General features: G+C 65.9%; 15 protein-coding genes and 1 tRNA gene. 10 read left to right on the top strand and 6 right to left on the bottom strand.

Annotated elements, in window-relative coordinates; genetic code table 11:
- The first annotated feature begins 60 nt into the window (after positions 1 to 60).
- The 8 genes from CXK94_RS03995 (at position 61) to CXK94_RS03960 (ending at position 10,795) form a co-directional block, all read left to right on the top strand.
- Positions 61 to 3,498, top strand: coding sequence for an ATP-binding protein (locus CXK94_RS03995; protein WP_272888614.1), 3,438 nt, complete (start codon positions 61 to 63; stop codon positions 3,496 to 3,498).
- Complete coding sequence (locus CXK94_RS03990) at positions 3,485 to 4,156, top strand: response regulator (protein ID WP_037037662.1); 672 nt, start codon at positions 3,485 to 3,487, stop codon at positions 4,154 to 4,156. Before CXK94_RS03995 ends, CXK94_RS03990 begins: the two co-directional genes overlap by 14 nt.
- Before the next feature lie 156 nt (positions 4,157 to 4,312).
- On the top strand, positions 4,313 to 4,546 hold the full coding sequence (locus CXK94_RS03985; RefSeq protein ID WP_102893377.1) for a hypothetical protein: 234 nt from the start codon (positions 4,313 to 4,315) through the stop codon (positions 4,544 to 4,546).
- Positions 4,547 to 4,953: 407 nt separating this feature from the next.
- Complete coding sequence (locus tag CXK94_RS03980) at positions 4,954 to 6,492, top strand: MBOAT family O-acyltransferase (protein ID WP_102893376.1); 1,539 nt, start codon at positions 4,954 to 4,956, stop codon at positions 6,490 to 6,492.
- A gap of 23 nt (positions 6,493 to 6,515) precedes the next feature.
- Complete coding sequence (locus CXK94_RS03975) at positions 6,516 to 8,417, top strand: HAD-IIIC family phosphatase (protein WP_102893375.1); 1,902 nt, start codon at positions 6,516 to 6,518, stop codon at positions 8,415 to 8,417.
- Positions 8,414 to 8,662: an acyl carrier protein gene (locus CXK94_RS03970; RefSeq protein WP_037037654.1), complete on the top strand. Its 249-nt coding sequence runs from the start codon at positions 8,414 to 8,416 to the stop codon at positions 8,660 to 8,662. The genes CXK94_RS03975 and CXK94_RS03970 overlap by 4 nt, the downstream gene beginning before the upstream one ends.
- Positions 8,663 to 8,665: 3 nt before the next feature.
- On the top strand, positions 8,666 to 9,733 hold the full coding sequence (locus tag CXK94_RS03965; protein WP_102893374.1) for a hypothetical protein: 1,068 nt from the start codon (positions 8,666 to 8,668) through the stop codon (positions 9,731 to 9,733).
- Between the two features lie 78 nt (positions 9,734 to 9,811).
- Positions 9,812 to 10,795, top strand: a complete 984-nt coding sequence (locus CXK94_RS03960; RefSeq protein WP_102893373.1) for a lipid A deacylase LpxR family protein — start codon at positions 9,812 to 9,814, stop codon at positions 10,793 to 10,795.
- Between the two features lie 61 nt (positions 10,796 to 10,856).
- On the opposite strand, the gene CXK94_RS03955 is transcribed toward CXK94_RS03960, so the two are convergent.
- The 5 genes from CXK94_RS03955 to CXK94_RS03935 form a co-directional block, all read right to left on the bottom strand.
- Positions 10,857 to 10,932 (bottom strand) — tRNA-Thr (locus tag CXK94_RS03955).
- 104 nt (positions 10,933 to 11,036) lie between these two features.
- Complete coding sequence (locus CXK94_RS03950; RefSeq protein ID WP_102893372.1) at positions 11,037 to 11,789, bottom strand: DUF3618 domain-containing protein; 753 nt, start codon at positions 11,787 to 11,789, stop codon at positions 11,037 to 11,039.
- The gene (locus tag CXK94_RS03945; protein ID WP_102893371.1) at positions 11,786 to 12,211 is read right to left on the bottom strand and encodes a phage holin family protein; all 426 of its coding nucleotides are present in this window, start codon (positions 12,209 to 12,211) and stop codon (positions 11,786 to 11,788) included. Before CXK94_RS03945 ends, CXK94_RS03950 begins: the two co-directional genes overlap by 4 nt.
- Entirely contained in the window at positions 12,208 to 12,942 is a 735-nt protein-coding gene (locus tag CXK94_RS03940; protein WP_102893370.1) for a hypothetical protein, read from the bottom strand. The genes CXK94_RS03945 and CXK94_RS03940 overlap by 4 nt, the downstream gene beginning before the upstream one ends.
- A gap of 428 nt (positions 12,943 to 13,370) precedes the next feature.
- Entirely contained in the window at positions 13,371 to 15,746 is a 2,376-nt protein-coding gene (locus CXK94_RS03935) for a glycoside hydrolase family 5 protein (protein WP_256045974.1), read from the bottom strand.
- A 490-nt stretch (positions 15,747 to 16,236) separates the two neighbouring features.
- Here CXK94_RS03935 and CXK94_RS03930 point away from each other — a divergent pair, with 490 nt between their 5' ends.
- Together CXK94_RS03930 and CXK94_RS03925 are read left to right on the top strand one after the other, a co-directional pair.
- Complete coding sequence (locus CXK94_RS03930) at positions 16,237 to 16,449, top strand: DUF2945 domain-containing protein (RefSeq protein WP_037037642.1); 213 nt, start codon at positions 16,237 to 16,239, stop codon at positions 16,447 to 16,449.
- Positions 16,450 to 16,456: 7 nt separating this feature from the next.
- The gene (locus CXK94_RS03925) at positions 16,457 to 17,038 is read left to right on the top strand and encodes a DUF488 family protein (RefSeq protein WP_102893369.1); all 582 of its coding nucleotides are present in this window, start codon (positions 16,457 to 16,459) and stop codon (positions 17,036 to 17,038) included.
- Positions 17,039 to 17,262: 224 nt separating this feature from the next.
- On the opposite strand, the gene CXK94_RS03920 is transcribed toward CXK94_RS03925, so the two are convergent.
- Positions 17,263 to 18,099 (bottom strand): CvfB family protein, encoded by an 837-nt coding sequence (locus tag CXK94_RS03920; protein WP_102893368.1) that lies wholly within the window; start codon positions 18,097 to 18,099, stop codon positions 17,263 to 17,265.
- Positions 18,100 to 18,119 lie beyond the last annotated feature (20 nt).

Below are 18,119 nucleotides of genomic sequence, written 5' to 3'. Positions count from 1 at the left end.
CACGCAGCCCGCCGTTCAATGCCAGGCAGTGCCGCACGGGGCACGGAAGTTGCTTGACCCATGAAACGACCATCAGCCGGGGCCGCCCGCGTGCAACTCACAGGAACACAGCGCATCGTCAAGATCCGCCGCGACTACAACAGCTGGGTCGCCGACGAGACGCTGGAAGACTACGCCCTGCGCTTCACTCCCAAGTCGTTCCGCAAGTGGTCGGAATTCCGCATCGCCAACACCGCCCTCGGCGCGGTGTCGTTCCTCGCCCTGGAGGCCATCGGCGGTACCCTGGCGCTTTCCTACGGGTTCACCAACACCCTCTGGGCGATCCTCGCCGTGGCCCTGGTGATCTTCCTCACCAGCCTGCCGATCAGCTACTACGCCGCGCGCTACGGCGTGGACATGGACCTGCTGACCCGCGGCGCCGGCTTCGGCTACTTCGGCTCGACCATCACCTCGCTGATCTACGCCAGCTTCACCTTCCTGTTCTTCGCCCTCGAGGCGGCGATCATGGCGCTGGCGCTGGAGCTGTACTTCGCCCTCCCGCTGGCGCTGGCCTACGTGGTCTGCTCGATCATCATCGTGCCGCTGGTGACCTACGGCATCACCCTGATCAACCGCCTGCAACTGTGGACGCAGCCGGTCTGGCTGGCGCTGTTGCTGCTGCCCTATGCCTTCGTCATCGCCAAGAACCCCGGGGCGCTGGCCGACCTGACCAGCTTCGCCGGCCGCGAGGCCGATGGCGGCGCGTTCAACCTGCTGTCGTTCGGCGCCGCCTGCACCGTGGCGCTGGCGCTGATCACGCAGATCGGCGAGCAGGTCGACTACCTGCGCTTCCTGCCGGAGAAGACCCGCCACAACCGCCGCCGCTGGTGGCTGGCGATGCTCGCCGCCGGCCCCGGCTGGATCGTCCCCGGCGCGCTGAAGATGCTCGCCGGCGCCTTCCTCGCCTTCCTCGCGCTGCAGCACGAGATCCCGCTGGACAAGGCAGCCGAGCCGACGCAGATGTACCTGATGGCCTTCAGCTACGTGTTCGCCTCGCCGGAATGGGCGCTGGGCGCGATGGTGCTGTTCGTCATCGTCTCGCAGGTGAAGATCAACGTGACCAACGCCTACGCCGGCTCGCTGGCCTGGTCGAACTTCTTCGCCCGCGTCACCCACAGTCACCCCGGCCGGGTGGTCTGGCTGGTGTTCAACGTGTCGATCGCGCTGATGCTGATGGAGCTCGGCGTGTTCGAGGCCATCGAGCAGGTGCTCGGGCTCTACGCCAACGTCGCCATCGCCTGGATCGGCGCGCTGGTGGCGGACCTGGTGATCAACAAGCCGTTGGGCCTGTCGCCGCGGGAGATTGAATTCAAGCGCGCGCACCTCTACGACATCAACCCGGTGGGCGTCGGCGCCATGCTGATCGCCTCGCTGCTGGCCATCCTCGCCCACAGCGGCGCCCTCGGCGCGCTGGCCCAGGCGGCCTCGCCGATCATCGCGCTGGGCACGGCGCTGGTCTGCGCGCCGCTGATCGCCTGGCTCACCGGCGGGCGTTACTACATCGCGCGGCAACGCCAGCCGCAGTTGCTCTACCCCTACAGCGTGCGCGGCAAGGTCGCCTGCGTGCTGTGCAGCAATGCCTTCGAGGAGCCGGACACAGCCTTCTGCCCGGCCTACGGCGCGCCGATCTGCTCGCTGTGCTGCTCGCTCGATGCCCGCTGCGGCGACCTTTGCAAGCCCGACGCGCGCTTCTCCGCGCAATGGGAAAACCTCCTCCGCTGGGTCTTCCCGCAGGTCTCCATCCCTCGCCTGCACACGCGCCTGGCGCAGTATCTCGGCGTGCTCGGGCTGATCGTCGGGCTGCTCTCGCTGGCGCTCTGGCTGATCTACAGCCAGGTCTCGCCGGGCGTCGCGGCGGGTTCCCGGGAGGCCGGCGAAAGCCTCTACCAGGCCTTCATCAAGGCCTTCCTGACGCTGTCGCTGTTCGCCGGAATCCTCGCCTGGTGGGTGGTGCTGACGCGCGAGAGCCGCCGCGTCGCCCAGGAGGAATCCGACCGCCAGACCCACCTGCTGATGCAGGAGATCGAGGCCCACCGCAAGACCGACGAGCAGCTGCAAAAGGCCAAGGAAGCTTCCGAGGCTGCCAATGCCGCCAAGAGCCGCTACGTCACCGGCCTCTCCCACGAGCTGCGCACGCCGCTCAACAGCATCCTCGGCTACGCGCAGATCCTGCTGCGCGATACGGCGATGGCGACCCGGCACAAGGATGCCCTGGGCACCATCCACCGCAGCGGCGCGCACCTGCTGTCGTTGATCGACGGCCTGCTCGACGTGGCCCGGATCGAGGCCGGCAAGCTCAACCTCGAGCCTTCGGAGATCGCCTTCCCGGAATTCCTCGTCCAGCTGCGCCAGATGTTCGCGCCGCAGGCCGAGGAAAAGGGCCTGCGCTTCCACTTCGAAAGCCAGGGCCGCATGCCCGCCGTGGTGCGCGGCGACGAGAAGCGCGTGCGGCAGATCCTCATCAACCTGCTCGGCAACGCCGTGCGCTACACCGACGCCGGCAGTATCAGCCTGCGCACCAGCTACCTGCGCGAGACCGCCACCTTCGAGATCGCCGACACCGGCATCGGCATCCCCCCCGAGCAGGTCGAGCGGCTGTTCCAGCCCTTCGAGCGCGGCGATCCGCTGCGCCAGGACAACGGACTGGGCCTCGGCCTGACCATCACCCGCATGCTGACCGCGCTGATGGGCGGCGAGCTGTCGGTGAAGAGCGAGCAAGGACGCGGCACCGTGTTCCAGCTGCGGCTGTTCCTCTCCGAGGTGCGCGTGCCGCAGGCGGTGGTGCACGTCGAGCACGACATCGTCGGCTACCTCGGTCCGCGCCGGCGCGTGCTGGTGGTCGACGACCATATCGAGCACCGCCGGGTGCTGGCCGGCATGCTCGAGCCGCTGGGCTTCGAGGTCCTGATGGCAGCCAACGGCCAGGAGGCGCTGAGCCAGGTGTCGCTGCACAATCCCGACCTGATCCTGATGGACCTGTCCATGCCGCAGCTGGACGGCTGGCAGACCGCCGCGCTGATTCGCCGCTCCATCGGCTCGACGGCGCCGATCATCGTCATCTCGGCCAATGCCTTCGTCGACGGCTCCAGCGTGGCCGCCGACTGCAACGACTACCTGCCCAAGCCGGTGCACGCGCCGATCCTGCTGGACAAGATCAGGCAGCAGCTGGCGCTGGAATGGATCCGGCGCGATGCGGGCCAGCCCAGGCCCCGCCCCGCCGGCCTGCCGGCGGCGGCCCTGCTGGCGCTCCAGCAACAGGCTTCGCTGGGTTACCTGCGCGGCGTGTTGCAACTGCTCGACCAGCTGGAGCGCGACGAACCCGCCGCCGCCCAGCAGATCGAGGCATTGCGCCAGCTGGCCAGGCGTTTCCAGCTCGACGAGCTGGGTCGGCGCCTCGACCAAGCGCTGCAGGCCGCCGAAAGCCCGCCCCCCATGGAGAACAGCCATGCATCCAGTTGATCATCCGCAGACCCAGGGCGTCGTGATGATCGTCGATGACGTCCCCGACAACCTCGCCCTGCTGTCGGGCGCCCTCGACCAGGCCGGCTACATGGTGCTGGTGGCGCTCGACGGCCTCAGCGCACTGGAGCGCATGCAGCGCCTGAAACCCGACATCGTCCTGCTCGACGCCATGATGCCGGGGCTCGACGGCTTCGAGACCTGCCGCCGGATCAAGGCCCAGGCGGAGCTGGAAGACGTGCCGGTGCTGTTCATGACCGCCCTGACCGAAAGCGAACACGTGCTCGAAGGCTTCGAGGCCGGCGGCATCGACTACGTGACCAAGCCCATCCACCCGGAACAGGTGCTGGCCCGGGTGGCCGCCCACCTGCGTACCGCGCGCGCCCTGCAGAGCGCCCGCCAGACCTCGCAGCAGTTGCAGGCGCCACCGGACGAACAACAGGTCCAGGCGATGCTGACCCAGCGCTTCCAGCTGACCGGGCGGGAGGTGGAAGTGCTGCACTGGGTCTCCTGCGGCAAGACCAACCGCGACATCGGCGACATCCTCGGCCTCAGCCCGCGCACGGTGAACAAGCACCTGGAACACGTCTACGTGAAGCTCGGCGTGGAAACCCGGACCGCCGCCGCGGCCATCGCGATGTCCGCCATTTCCCGCTGACCCAGGCTGCCCCCCACGGGTTGCGGCAGGACGAGCAGCATCCGGGAACGTTTCCAATGTGCGCCCTGTCTCAAGGTGGCTGATCGATATCAGGGTCACCTGCGATCGCCCCGCCTCCGGGATGTAGGCGGTCGCCACAACAAGAAGGACGACAGGATGTTTTCCAGCTATCTCTACGACGCCGCACTCATCTATAGCCTGGTCTTCACTTCGCTGGGGTTCGTGCTGGGCATGTTCTATAACCACCGCAAGGTCTTCCAGCTGGAAGACAAGGTGCACCGCCTCAAACGCACCATCCGCCACCTGCAGCGCAAGCTCGAACAGCCGCCGGCCGAGCAGCAGCCCGACGAACAGCCCGGGTGCCAGCAGGCCACGCCCAGCGTGCTCTGACAGGCCTGGCCGGCAACGGCATGTCGGCTTGAACGCTGCCGCCAGCGCCCCCAACGCTTGTCCACAACGGAACGCCCGGGATGGCTCGCCGACGAAAGGCCGGCCGCTGCAGGCCAGGCCGTTCGCGGGGTTGCCGGCCAGAGCCGGGAAAGCGCCCGGTGGCGCACGGAACGCTGAAACTTTTGCTTACAGCTCCAAGTCGGAGCCAGAGGAGCTCAGGGGGTACCGGCCGGGTGGCCGATGACCCGAGCGAAGCATCCGGCGAAGGACCGAGGATGCCGCGGCACCCGCCAAGGGCGGGCGCAGTGCCGCGACGGTAGTAGACGGTTACCGAACAGGATGGATCGCCCGCCCCACAGGCGGCCTGGGCAGCGTTGAGCACATACGCTGAACAGGGATTAAGGAAGATGCTTTTCAATTCTGTGGAGTTCATCGCGGGATTTCTCCCGCTGGTGCTGATCGGATTCTTCGTGCTGACCGGCTCAGGCCGGCAGCGCCTCGCGGTCATCTGGCTGACCGTCCTGTCGCTGGTCTTCTATGGCTGGTGGAACCCGGCCTACGTGCCGCTGCTGGCCGGCAGCATGCTGTTCAACTACCTGCTTGGCGGCTATCTGCGCCAGCACCCCTCACGCCTGGTGCTCGGCCTGGCGGTGGCCGCCAATGTGCTACTGCTCGGCTACTACAAGTACACCGGTTTTCTCTTCGGCAACCTCGACGAAGCCTTCGAACTCGGCTGGCGCGTGCACGACATCATCCTGCCGCTGGCCATCTCCTTCTTCACCTTCCAGCAGATCGCCTATCTGGTCGATGCCCACGACGGCGTGGTGGAGGAGCACGGCTTCGCCAACTACTGCCTGTTCATCAGTTTCTTCCCGCAGCTGATCGCCGGGCCGATCACCCACCACGGCGAGATGCTCGCCCAGTTCCGCGAACGCGCTACCTTTCGCGCCCGGCTGGACAACCTCTCCCTGGGTGCGACGATCTTCCTGTTGGGGCTGTTCAAGAAAGTGGTGATCGCCGACACCCTGGCGCTGAAGGCGACACCGGTGTTCAGCCTCGCCGTCGATGGCTCGATTCCATCCTTCTACGACGCCTGGACCGGGGCACTGACCTACACCCTGCAGATCTACTTCGACTTCTCCGGCTACAGCGACATGGCCATCGGCCTGGCCCTGCTGTTCGGCATCAGCCTGCCGGCGAACTTCAACAGCCCGTTCAAGGCACGCAACGTCATCGACTACTGGTCGCGCTGGCACATGACGCTGACGCGCTTTCTCACCGCCTACATCTACAACCCCATCGTGCTGCGCGTGACCCGCGCGCGGATGGCAGCCGGCAAGCCGCAACCGCGGCGCGGCAGGATGACCGCCGGAACCTTCTTCGCCCTGGTCGCCTATCCGACCGTCTTCACCATGTTCATCTCCGGCATCTGGCACGGCGCCGGCTGGCAGTTCGTCGTGTTCGGCCTGTTGCACGGTTTCTACCTGGTGGTCGCCCATGGCTGGCGTGCCTGGAAGGTGAGCCACGGGCGCCAGCTGGACAGCGACCTCTGGTGGCATCGGCTGCCGGCGGTGCTGCTGACCTTCCTCTGCGTGGTGGTGGCGATGGTGTTCTTCCGCGCCGCCGACGTGCCGGCGGCGCTGGCCGTACTCGCCGGCATGCTCGGGCTGAGCCCGGTCAGCACGCAGATGGACCGTTCCGACTTCGTCTACATCGCCGCGCTGCTGCTGTTCGTCTGGGGCATGCCGAACATTCAGCAGTGGATGGGGCATTTCCGTACCGCGCTGAATTTCCAGCCGCAGCCGCACTGGACCGGGCGCTGGCTGCCGTTCGGCGCCTGGCGCCCCGCCCCCGCGTACGGCGTGGCGGTCGGAATGCTCGGGTTCTTCGCCCTGGCCGTCGCCTTCTCCATGGCGCCGACCGAATTTCTCTACTTCCAGTTCTGAACCGCGACAAGGAGTCCCTGGTAATGGAACAACTCTCCTGGCTGCCCCCACATCCCGACCTCAGCGCCGCCATCGGCCAGGCCAAGCACCTGGACGATCCGCTGGCGCGCCTGGCCGAAGCCATCCGGCTCGCCGGCTACCGCCGGGATTTCACCCTCACCGCCCGGCTGGACCGGCTGGCCGCCGCCGGGCTGGCGGAGCATGCAGCAGCGGCGCAACTCATGCCGCTGCGTGTGGCGCTGCTGGCCTCGCACACCGTGGATCACCTGCTGCCGGCCATTCGCGTCGCCGGGTTGCTGCGGCGCCTGGCGCTGACGCTGCATGTCGCGCCCTACGGCATGTATCGCCAGGCGCTGCTGGCCGACGACCCGGCACTGGACGCCTTCGCCCCGCAACTCGTGGTGCTGGCCCTGGATGCCCGCGACACGCCGCTGCAGATGCCGCTGGACGCTTCGCCGGCCGAGGTCGATACCGCCGTGCAGGCGCGTGTCAACGAGCTGCGCCTGCTCTGGCGGCGGGCCCGCGAACGCTACGCCGCGCAGGTCGTGCAACAGACGCTGGTGCCGGTCGATCCGCCGCTGTTCGGCTCCTACGAAGCCCTGGTGCCCGCCTCGCCACAGGCCCTGATCGAGCATTTGAACGCCGCCATCCGCAACGCCGCGCGGGAAGACGGCGTGCTGCTGCTCGACCTCGCCTGGCAGGCCGGCGGTTATGGCAATGGCCTGGCCGACCCGGTGCGCTGGCATCAGGCCAAGCAGCTGGTCAGCCCGACGCTGGCGCCGCTCTATGGCGACCACTTGGCGCGGGTTCTCGCCGCCGCGCTCGGGCTGTCGCGAAAATGCCTGGTGCTGGACCTGGACAACACCCTGTGGGGCGGCGTGGCCGGCGACGATGGGGTCGACGGCATCCAGCTGGGCCAGGGCAGCGCCAGCGGCGAAGCCTTCCTCGCCTTCCAGCGCTACGCCGCGCAACTGGCGCGCCGCGGGGTGATCCTCGCGGTATGCAGCAAGAACGACCTGGACGTGGCCGAAGCGGCGTTCGCCCACCGCGAGATGGCCATCGCCCGCGGCGATGTCGCCGCCTTCATCGCCAACTGGGACGACAAGGCCGGCAACCTGCGGCGCATCGCCACCTTGCTCGACATCGGCCTCGACAGCCTGGTGTTCGTCGACGACAACCCGGCCGAACGCGACATCGTGCGCCGCGAGCTGCCCGCCGTAGCGGTCCCGGAACTGCCCGAGGACGTCGCCGACTACCCGGCCCGGCTGGCGGCGGCCGGCTATTTCGAGGCGGCGTCCTTCACCACCGACGACACCGGCCGCGGCCGCAGCTATGCCGCCAATGCCGAGCGCAAGGCGGCGCTGGGCCAGGCCACCGACATGGACGGCTACCTGCGCGGCCTGGACATGATCCTGCGCGTTACCCGCATCGGCCCCGCCGAACTGGCGCGCAGCACCCAACTGATCAACAAGACCAACCAGTTCAACCTCACCACGCGGCGCTACACCGAGGCCGAGGTCGAGCGCATCGCCGGCGATCCACGCGCCATCGCCCTGGCCCTGCGCCTGGAAGACAAGTTCGGCGACAACGGCCTGATCAGCGTGGTGCTGGCACGCCCCGACGCCGGCATCGAGGCGAACGAATTGCTCATCGACAGCTGGCTGATGAGCTGCCGCGTGCTCGGCCGCCAGGTCGAGGCCGCGGTGCTCGAGGCCCTGGCCGATGCTGCAGCGGCAGCCGGCTGGCATGCACTGGTCGGCGAATACCGACCCACCGAGCGCAACGGCATGGTGGCCGAACATTATCCACGGCTGGGCTTCCAGCAACGCCCGGCCCCGGCAGGCGCCGGCCACGATGCAAGTTTCTGGCGCTACGAGCTGGCCTCGCGCGCTCCCCTCGACCACTTCATCCAGGTGCAAGCATGAACGAAAAGGACATTCTCGCGGCGCTGACCCAGGTCTTTCATGACGTGTTCGACGATGACGACATCGTCCTCAGCGCGCAAACCACCGCCGACTGCATCGATGGCTGGGACAGCCAGGCGCACGTCCTGCTGATCGTCGCCGCCGAACAGCGCTTCGGCATCAAGTTCCGCACCGCCGAACTGGAATCGCTGAAGAACGTCGGCCACTTCGTCCAACTGATCCAGACCAAGCTCGAGGGGCGCTAAGCCATGAGCGGAACCGTCGAAACATCCCTGGGCGGTTCGGCCGCCCGGGCCGTGGCCGATCCGGTCGACATGCGCCCGACCTACCTGCTGGCCCTGCTCGTCGGGCTATTCGGCTCGCTCGGCGCCTTCGCGCTGTTGCTGGCCGGGCTCGAGATCACCGACAACCTGCCCCCGCCGGCCTTCTCCAACAGCCTGTGCGTGGACGAGAAGCTCAGCTTCCTGCGCGACAATCCCGTGCGTGACCCGAACCTGCTGGTGATCGGCTCCTCGGTCGCCTGGCGCCACGTCGACGGCGAGGTACTCGTCGAACAGGCACCCGGCTCGCGCCCATTCAACGGCGCTTTCTGCGGGCTGCACGCGAACCAGGCGGTCTACGTCGCGAACTGGCTGCTCGACCGCCATCCGGGCATCCGCCAGGTGGTGATGATCGTCGATCCGCTGGACTTCGCCGGCTGCTGGAAGGTGCCGGACGCGGTATTCGACCGCGACGACGTCGACAGCTACGTCAACGGACAGGCCTCACCCTGGGGCTACTATCTGCGTTACTTCTCTCCGCGCTCGCTGCTGCACAATGCACGCACGATCAAGGCGCAGCGGGCCAACCTGATCGAATGGGACCCGCTGGTATTCAACCGCTACGGCGATGGCCCGCTGGAACCACGCGGCGACCGTGGCCTGTTCTACGGGCGCCCGGACCCGCTCGATAGCGGTTGCTTCAGTGCGCTGGCGGCACTGGCCGGCCGCCTGGAGCAGGAGAAACGCCAACTGATAGTGGTATCGACGCCACTGCATCCGCAATGGAAAGAAGAGTTCGATCACGACGGCAGCTTCCTCGGCTACTTCGACAACCGGCTGAGCGCCGCGCTAGCCGGCAACGACACAGCTCGCTACTGGAACGCGGACCGCGAATGGGTCGCCCCGCCCTCGGCCTTCGTCGATGCCATCCACCTGCGCTGGTCAGCGGTGCGGGATTTCTCCTCGGCGCTTGCCCGGCAGTTGCTCGAGGCCGAGCGAGACGCCCTGGATGACTCGATCGTCGCCGAAAATGAGGAAATCTTTGCACAGCCATGAGCCCCAAGCGAACCGGCATGCATGACGGCGGTCCAAAGCGAAACATACAAAAACGAATGTAAGCCCAGGAGTACCGCCATGCATTGCCCACCTCTGCTGCGCCCCTGCCTGCTCGTCACCCTGTTCACCGTACCGATGCTGGCATCGGCCGGCATCCTCTCGATCAAGGCGGAGAACGACATCATCTCCTCCGGCAGCGATGGCCATTACAGCAACGGCCTGGAACTGATCTGGGGCTTCGAACCGCAACGGGAACACTGGAGCCGCAACGTCGCCGACTTCCTGCCAGGGTGGTCGGGTGACACGGTGAGCAATGTCGCCTACCGTTTCGGCCACCAGATCTACACCCCCGAGGAAATCGAGACCGACCGCCTGCTCGAAGACGACCGCCCCTATGCCGGGCTGATATTCGCCGGGCTGTCGCTGTTCGCCGACACACAGCACGAGGGCTGGCGTGTGGCCGAGGGGCTGCACCTGGACGTCGGCATCGTCGGCCCCGCCGCTGGTGGCAAGCGGCTGCAGCGTGCGGTGCACAAGGTCACCGACAGCGACGAGCCCATGGGCTGGGACAACCAGTTGGAGAACGAACCCTTCATCAACCTGGCCTATCAGCACCGCTGGTGGTTGCAGGAGCGCTTCGCCGGGCTGGAGCTGGAATACGGCCCGAGCCTAGGGTTCTCGCTCGGCAATCTCTACACCTACGCCTCGGCCGGGCTGGGCGCACGCCTCGGGCAGAACCTCGGGCGCAGCTTCAGCATTCCGGCGGTGACACCGGCGCAGAGCGGCAGCCAGTTCTTCCGCCCCGGCGGCGGGTTCGGCTGGTATGGCTTCGCCAATGTCGAGGGGCGCTACATGGCGCAGAACATGCTGCTCGACGGCAACACCTTCGAGGACAGCCATTCGGTCGACCGTCGCGAATGGGTCGGCGACGCCAAGCTCGGCGTGGCACTGACCTGGGATCGCTGGCAACTGGCATTCGCCAGTGTCTGGCGCACCCACGAGTTCGAAGGCCAGCAGGAGCACGACCAGTTCGGCTCGATCACCCTCTCGACCTGGCTCTGACGGGCCACTGGGCCTCGAAACGAAAAGGCCCGCATCGCTGCGGGCCTTTTGGGGAAATCAGTGGTGCCGGAGACAGGAGTCGAACCTGCGACCTTCGCATTACGAATGCGCTGCTCTACCTACTGAGCTACACCGGCGCCAGGCGGCGGATTATCGGGGGTTCTGCGGCCGGACTCAAGCCCGACCGCAGTCGCTGCGGTGAAATGTCGAGTGACGCCCCGCCAAGCGGGGCGTTTTGCGCTCAGTGAGGCCTTGAAACGGCTTGGCTGTCGTCGCGGCCGAGGTCCTGTTTGACCTGGTTGGCCAGCTGCTCGCCCTCGGCGCTGGCCATCTCGTAGCCTTCACGCGCCTTCTGCTTGAGCCTGCCGCTGAGCTCGTCGCTGCTCGGGCCCATCAGCTCGTCCTCGCGCCGCGTCGGTGGCATCGATGCGGCGAGCAATGCGCCCAGGGCGATGCCCATGGCTCCCAGTGCCAGTGGTTGCTCGTTGAGCAGTTGCGAGAAACCGCCACGGGCACGGTCCGCCGTATGGCGCAGGCTATCGGCTGCATGCCGGCCGGAATCGCCGACACGCTGGCGCGCATTGTCCAGCGTGCTGGAGGCGTCGTGGCGCATCTGCGCGGCCTTGTCCTTGATGCCGCTGCCCTGCTGCCTGAGGCCCGAGGCCTTGGCGGCGAGCCTGTCGGTCACCGACGGGCCGCTGGTTGCGCCGTAGTCCGGTCGCCGGTTCTGCCCGGCCATGAGCCAGACCAGGCCGATCGAGGTGAGCAGCGTCGGCACCGGATTGGCCTTCACGGTATCGCTCAGGTTATGCAGGAACTCACCGCCGCCGCCCTTGGCATAGCCCAGCGCGGTATCGATCATCTGCCCCGGCGACAGCTTGCTTTCCAGGGCGTGAACGATATGGTCGATTTCGGCGCGCTGCTGGTCGATTTCCCGTTCGAGGGTGTCCGGGTCTTTCTGCGCTTCGGCGTCGATCCGATGATGAGTGCTCATGCGTGCCCCCTGACGACTTCTTTGTCTTTATTCAGCGAATGAAGGGTGCGCTCGGGCTTGAAGGACGAGGCTTCGAACTTCTTCTTGCCCGCCGCGACCATGATCAGGCCGATGACCATGACCACACCGCCGACGATCAACGCCGCCAGCCAGGTTTCCATCAGGGTGCCCAGGAAGTACACGGCGGCCATCAGCAGGATGATGAAGCCGGCCAGCAGCACCGCGCCGCCGGTGGCGACACTGGCGGCGCCGGCCTTGGTGGCGCGCAGCGATTCGTTCAGCTCGGCCTTGGCCAGTGCCAGCTCCTTGGTGAACAACGACGGCACCTCACGGGTCAGCTGGCGCAGCAGGCCGCCGACCGAGCCGTCCGGTTCGGAATGGAGCGGTTCATAAGGCGTATTGAGGTTGCGTTGCTCGTTCATCGATTAAGCCCTCCATCTGTGCCTTTGCCATTGTTGCCGTGGCCCTGGGTTGCCGGGGGAACGCCGGCGTTGCTGATGCTGCCGACGGTGCCGGCGGGTGCGCCGCTGGAGATGCGCGAATCCAGCTCGGCCTGGCTGGGCAAGGTTTCCGCCGTCACGTCCGCCGGCACGCCCAGGGGTGAGGTGGGATGCGGTCGCGCGGCGTCGGAATGGCCGTAATCGTGGGTCGGCTCGCGGTGCCCGGCCTGCGCCCGGTGGCTGGAGGCGCGGGCGAAGCGGGTCAGGCCGAAGCCGAGGGCGACGCTGCCGGCGATGAACAGTGCCGGATTGTTGCGGGCCAGGCGATTGACCTCGCCGACCAGTTCGTCGACGCTCTTGCCGCGCAGGTCGTCGGCGAACTCGACCATGCTCTGCGCCATGTCGGATACGTAGTGGGACAGCCCCGCGCGATCTTGCTGTTCCAGTTCCGCCGCAGCGGCCTTGGCGCTGCGGGCGACCTTTTCCAGCTCGTCGGCGGCGCTGCCGCGATAGCTCTCGAACTGGGCCTTGCCCTGGTGCTTGACCTGCTCGGCGGCCTGACGCGCACTCGCCTTGGCCGATTCGCTCATCCGAGCGGCATCGGGGCCAGCGGTCTGCGCCGGAGCCTGGCTGGGCGAGCTGTCCGTGGACTGCAGGGAGCCGGTCTTGGCTGGGCCGCCATAACCTGTGATGTCTTCATCGGGTGTCGTCATGTTGATCCACCTTTCATGGGGTTTGGCCGGATGACCACGGTCCGTTGAAACACAGCGATGCGGGGTTGCCGCGGCCGTGCAGTTTCAGTGCGCACATAAATGGTGACCGGGGCCCAAATTTTGAGTTCCGTCGCTCCAGCCGGGCGGTTCAGGGCTTTGCCAGCGCAGTCGCGGCCCCGGACCGGCACGCCGCGGCAGCCAGCGCCGGGGGCGAAGCGACTCGCCCAACCGAATGGCCGGGACCGGCCGGCATGCGCTCTGGGCTGCGGGTTGGCGGGGAAACGAGCAGGCGAAGCGGCATGGGATGAGGTATCGCGCGCCCGGCTGCTGCCGCGGGCCGACGAGCCGTAGCGAAGGCGTGTTCTTTTCGGCGGGCAAACGCAAGAACGGGCCCGAAGGCCCGTTCCGTATGCATCGCGTCTCGGTCCTTACAGCGGGCCGATGCTGGTGCAGCTGTGTGCCGTCTTGGCGTGCTTCTGCAATACCGGCAGCTGCGGGCGCTGCTTGCCGCTGCTGACATCCAGCGACAGGGCGTAGTCGCCCCACCAGGGCCCGGCCGCCCAGTAGGTGCTGGGAATGCAGTTCTGGCGCAGGTAGGCCATCAGGTTGTCGGTGGCGACGATGGCCGACGGGGAGAAGTCCGGCACGCCGTGCTCACCGATGTAGCCGCGCAGTTTGTTCTGCTTGAGCCAGTCGACGAAGGGCTTGACGCGGTTCACGCCGACCATCGGGTCGAAGGTCTCGCTCTTGTTGAAGTAATTGCCGGAGAAGTCGCTGTCGATGTACATGTGGGCTTCGTATACCAGGTTGTTCTTCGGATCGCGCATCCAGGCGTTGCTGATCAGCTGGCTGTTGTAGTGCGGCCAGTGGTAGGCACTCGACCAACGGTCGCCGGCGACGTAGATCCAGCGCTGGGCATCGACGCTGCGGATCGCCTGCGCGGCGGCCAGGGCAGCCTGCGGCCACAGGCCATTGGTGGAGTACGGCTCGTTCATCAGGCCGTAGCCTTCGACGGCCGGATGGTTCACCACCTGCTGCGCAATCTGCTTCCAGACCGCGGCGAAGGAGCTGATGGGCACCTCGTTCGAGCCGATCAGCTTGCCGAAGTAGCGGTAGTAGTTGTGCAGGTCGAGGATCACCTTGACGTTGTGCTTGTGCGCGAAATCCAGCGACTGCTTGAGACGTGCCAGCTCCTCGGCATTCAGCGGGGTGTTCAGCTTGGGCTGGATGCGCTCCCAGAGAAACGGCAGGCGAACCAGCGGCATGCCCAGGTCGGAATACTTCTTGTAGTACGACTCGGCCGGGTAGGTGTAGTTGGTGCCGTGCGTGCCGGGCACCACGGAAGGCCCGAAACCGGCGCCCGACAGGTTGACCCCGACCAGCCGCGGCTTGCCATTGGTGGTATCCGGCGCGGTAGGCGCCGGCAGGGCGATCTCGGACGGGCTGCTGTCGGCAGGTGCCGAAGGCGTGCTGACGCTCGACTCGCTGATCACGGAAACGGTCTTCGGGTAGCCCAGGGTAGTGCCATTGAGCACCGCGCCTTCCACGAACACGCTCATGTTGGCGCCAACGATCTGCGCACGCAGGATCTTGCGTACCTGGCCGTCGGCCAGTTTCACCGACGCCCCCGCCTTGAAGGCGGCGACGTTGGCGGCAGTGGCCTGGATGGAGAAACCGGCCGAAGCGCGGTAGACACCGTTCAACCAATCGGTATTGGTGAAGTTGTTGAGGTTGCTGGTAGTCACCGTAGTGGTTGGCGAGGGCGCGGTCAGCGTCGGGCTGCTGGTGGCCGAGGCCAGGCTCAGCTTATTGGGCGCACCGACAACGCTGCCATTAACCGCGACGCCATCGAGGAACACACTCATGTTGCTGCCGACAACTTGTACGACCGTCACTTTGCGCACCTGGCCGTCGGCAAGTTTGACCGACACGCCAACTTTGAAAGCGGACTTATTAGCGTCGGTCGCCGGAATGGAGAAACCGGCGGACTTGCGCCATACACCGTTCAGCCAATCGGTATTGGTGAAGTTATTGATGCTGGTGGCGTAACTGGTCTCGGTAGATGGCGCCGGGGCCGGCGTCGAGGTATCGGTCGAGGTATCGGTCGATGTACCGGCAATGCTGACCGAACGCGGCGCACCCACCTTGTTGCCGTCGATCAGCGCACCGTCGAGGAACACGCTCATGTTGCTGCCGACGATCTGCACGCGACTGATCCTGCGCACCTGGCCATCGGCCAGTTGCACCGAGACGCCAGCCTTGAAGGCCGCCTGGTTGGCGGCAGTGGCCTGGATGGAGAAACCCGCCGAGGTGCGGAACACGCCGTTCAGCCAATCAGTATTGGTGAAGGCGTTGATGCTCGCCGAAGTACCGCTGGACGGTGCGGTGCTCACCGGCGAAGTCGTCGTCGAAGTGCCGGCGATGGCCACCGCACGCGGCGCGCCCACCTTGTTGCCGTCGATCAGCGCCCCTTCGAGGAACACGCTCATGTTGGCGCCGACGATCTGCACGCGGCTGATCTTGCGCACCTGGCCATCGGCCAGGTGCACCGAGGCACCCGCCTTGAAGGCCGCCTGGTTGGCAGCAGTGGCCTGGATGGAGAAACCCGCCGAGGTGCGGAATACACCGTTCAGCCAATCGGTATTGGTGAAGGCATTGATCGGCGCGCTGACGCTGGACGTGGTGACGGCGGTCGATGCGACGGCGCGCGGCGCGCTTGCAACCATGAAACCGCCCATGAGTGCAGCCATGGCAACAGAGGTGCAGAGCAGTTTGCGAGCACCGGCAAAAACAGTGGTGGGCATTCAATCTCTCCGGAACTTAATACGTCTAAAGGCGTTGCCTTTAAAAAAGTGGCGAGAGCTCAATTGAGTCGTGGGGCGTTGCGCTGGAAGAAAAGCCGCAGGTGACACAACCAAACGAACCGTTCAGCAAGAAATCCCCCGCCGCCCCCCTGAACACCGGTCAAACCTCTTGCTTGGCGGCTTTATAATAGGTTCAAAAAAATAATGGAAATTTTTCTGACGGAAATATATCGCCAGAAAATCGCCGATAATTGTGAGTGGCTATTAATTTGATACTGTCAAAAATCAATTTGATATCTAAATGACACCATGAAAATCGTATCTGAGTAGCTTCAGATCAATTTATGCGCGTCATTTTTTTGAATTCTGCAAATAAGAAACAGGCAAAAGCTATTGCAACTTTCCCGACGAACGGCAATTGGCAAAAAGCGAGACCTTCCTCTGCGCATCGGGGTCAGAAGAAGCATCGGCAACTGCACAGGGGCCACTCATGGGCGAGCATTTCAAGGTGGGCGATCATGTCGGCTGGAACTCAGAGGCGGGACATGTCAGCGGCACGATCATCCGCGTGCACACGCGCGATACCCACTACAAGGGCCACCTGCGTCACGCCAGCGCGCAGGAGCCGCAGTACGAAATCAAGAGCGACAAGACCGAGCACATCGCCATGCACAGGCATTCGGCGCTGAAGAAACTGCCCTGAGGAAACGGTGAAACAGCCATCCGCCATCTGGACCATCGGCCACTCGACACGCTCGCTGGAGCAGTTCGTCGAGGTGCTCCGGCAGCACCGCATCGAAGCCATCGCCGACGTGCGGCGCTTTCCCGGTTCGCGGCGGCTGCCGCAATTCGGTGGCGACACGCTACGCAGCGCGCTGGCTGAGCACGGCATCGACTATTGCTGGTTCGAAGCGCTCGGCGGCCGGCGCCGGGCGCATGCCGACTCGCAGAACCTGGCCTGGCGCAATGCCTCGTTTCGCGGCTATGCCGATCATCTGCAAAGCACGGAATTCGCCGAAGGCCTGGCGCGCCTGCTGGAACTCGCCGCGCGCCGTCGCACGGCGATGATGTGCGCCGAACTGCTCTGGTGGCGCTGCCACCGCTCGCTGGTGTCGGATGTGCTGAAGGTGCGTGGCATCGAGGTGCTGCATATCCAGGACGGCACGCCAGCGATCCCCCATCCCTTCACCGCCCCGGCCCGCCTCGTCGACGGGCGGCTGAGCTACGTTCCGGGCCGCGGCGAGGCGCTCGGGAAGCAGGCCCGGAACGAACAGATCAGCCTGGATCTGTAGCCGTCAAGCCAACACCGCTTCCGATACCCGGCACGGTCCGGCGGTGACGTAGGTTGGGTTGAGCGCAGCGAAGCCCAACGCCTGGCGGTGAGGTAATGGGCGGACTGTGGTGTATGGCTGGAAACTCGTTTGTTGGGCTTCGCGGAGCTCAGCCCAACCTACGGTAGGGTGCGCTGCGCACCCGAAAGCGAAAGCCCCATGTACCAGGACGGTCGTTCCGACGCTCAGGCCCGCTCGATGCGGTCGGGATGGATGACGATTCGCCCCTGCTTGTAGAGCCCGCCGATGGCCTTCTTGAAATTGCCCTTGCTGACGCCGAAGCGCCGGGCGATCTCCTGCGCCGGGCTCTTGTCGCTCAGTTCGAGCACACCCTGGTTCTCCTCGAGCTGCTGCAGGATCAGCGCCTGCAGGGCATCCGCGGCCTCGCTGCCTATGGGCTGCAGGCTCAGGCTGATCTTGCCGTCGGCGCGCACTTCCTTGATATAGCCACGCTCGCGCATGCCGCCACGGAGGAACTTGAACACCTCGTTCTTGTGGATCAGCCCCCAGTGCCGGCCGTTGATGATCGCCTTGTAGCCCAGGTCGCTGGCCTCGACGATCAGCAGGTCGACTGCCTCGCCGGCCGTATAGGCGGCCGGGGTCTTGTCCAGATGACGGTCCAGGCGCGCGGTGGCGGTGATGCGGCGCGTGCGCTTGTCGATGTAGACGTACACCACGCAGTAGTCGCCGACCTGCAGCGGGCGCTTTTCCTCGGAGTGCGGCAACAGCAGGTCCTTGGGCAGGCCCCAGTCGAGGAAGAGGCCGACGCGGTTGATTTCCACCACCTTGAGGCTGGCGAACTCGCCGACCTGTACCCTGGGTTTCTCCGTGGTGGCGATCAGCTTGTCCTCGCTGTCGAGGTAGACGAAGACGTTGAGCCAGTCGTCCACCTCGGCCGGCGTGTCCTTGGGGATATAGCGCTTGGGCAGCAGGATCTCGCCATCCGGACCGCCGTCCAGGTACAGGCCGAAACCGGTGTGCTTGACGATGGGCAGGCTGTTGTAGCGTCCGATTGCGGCCATTTCAGGTGTCCCGAGCAAGA

It is taken from the genome of Stutzerimonas stutzeri (assembly GCF_002890915.1).
GTDB classification, from domain to species: domain Bacteria; phylum Pseudomonadota; class Gammaproteobacteria; order Pseudomonadales; family Pseudomonadaceae; genus Stutzerimonas; species Stutzerimonas stutzeri_AF.
Note: the sequence above shows the minus strand (reverse complement) of the source record. Positions and strands in the feature narration are given on the sequence as shown.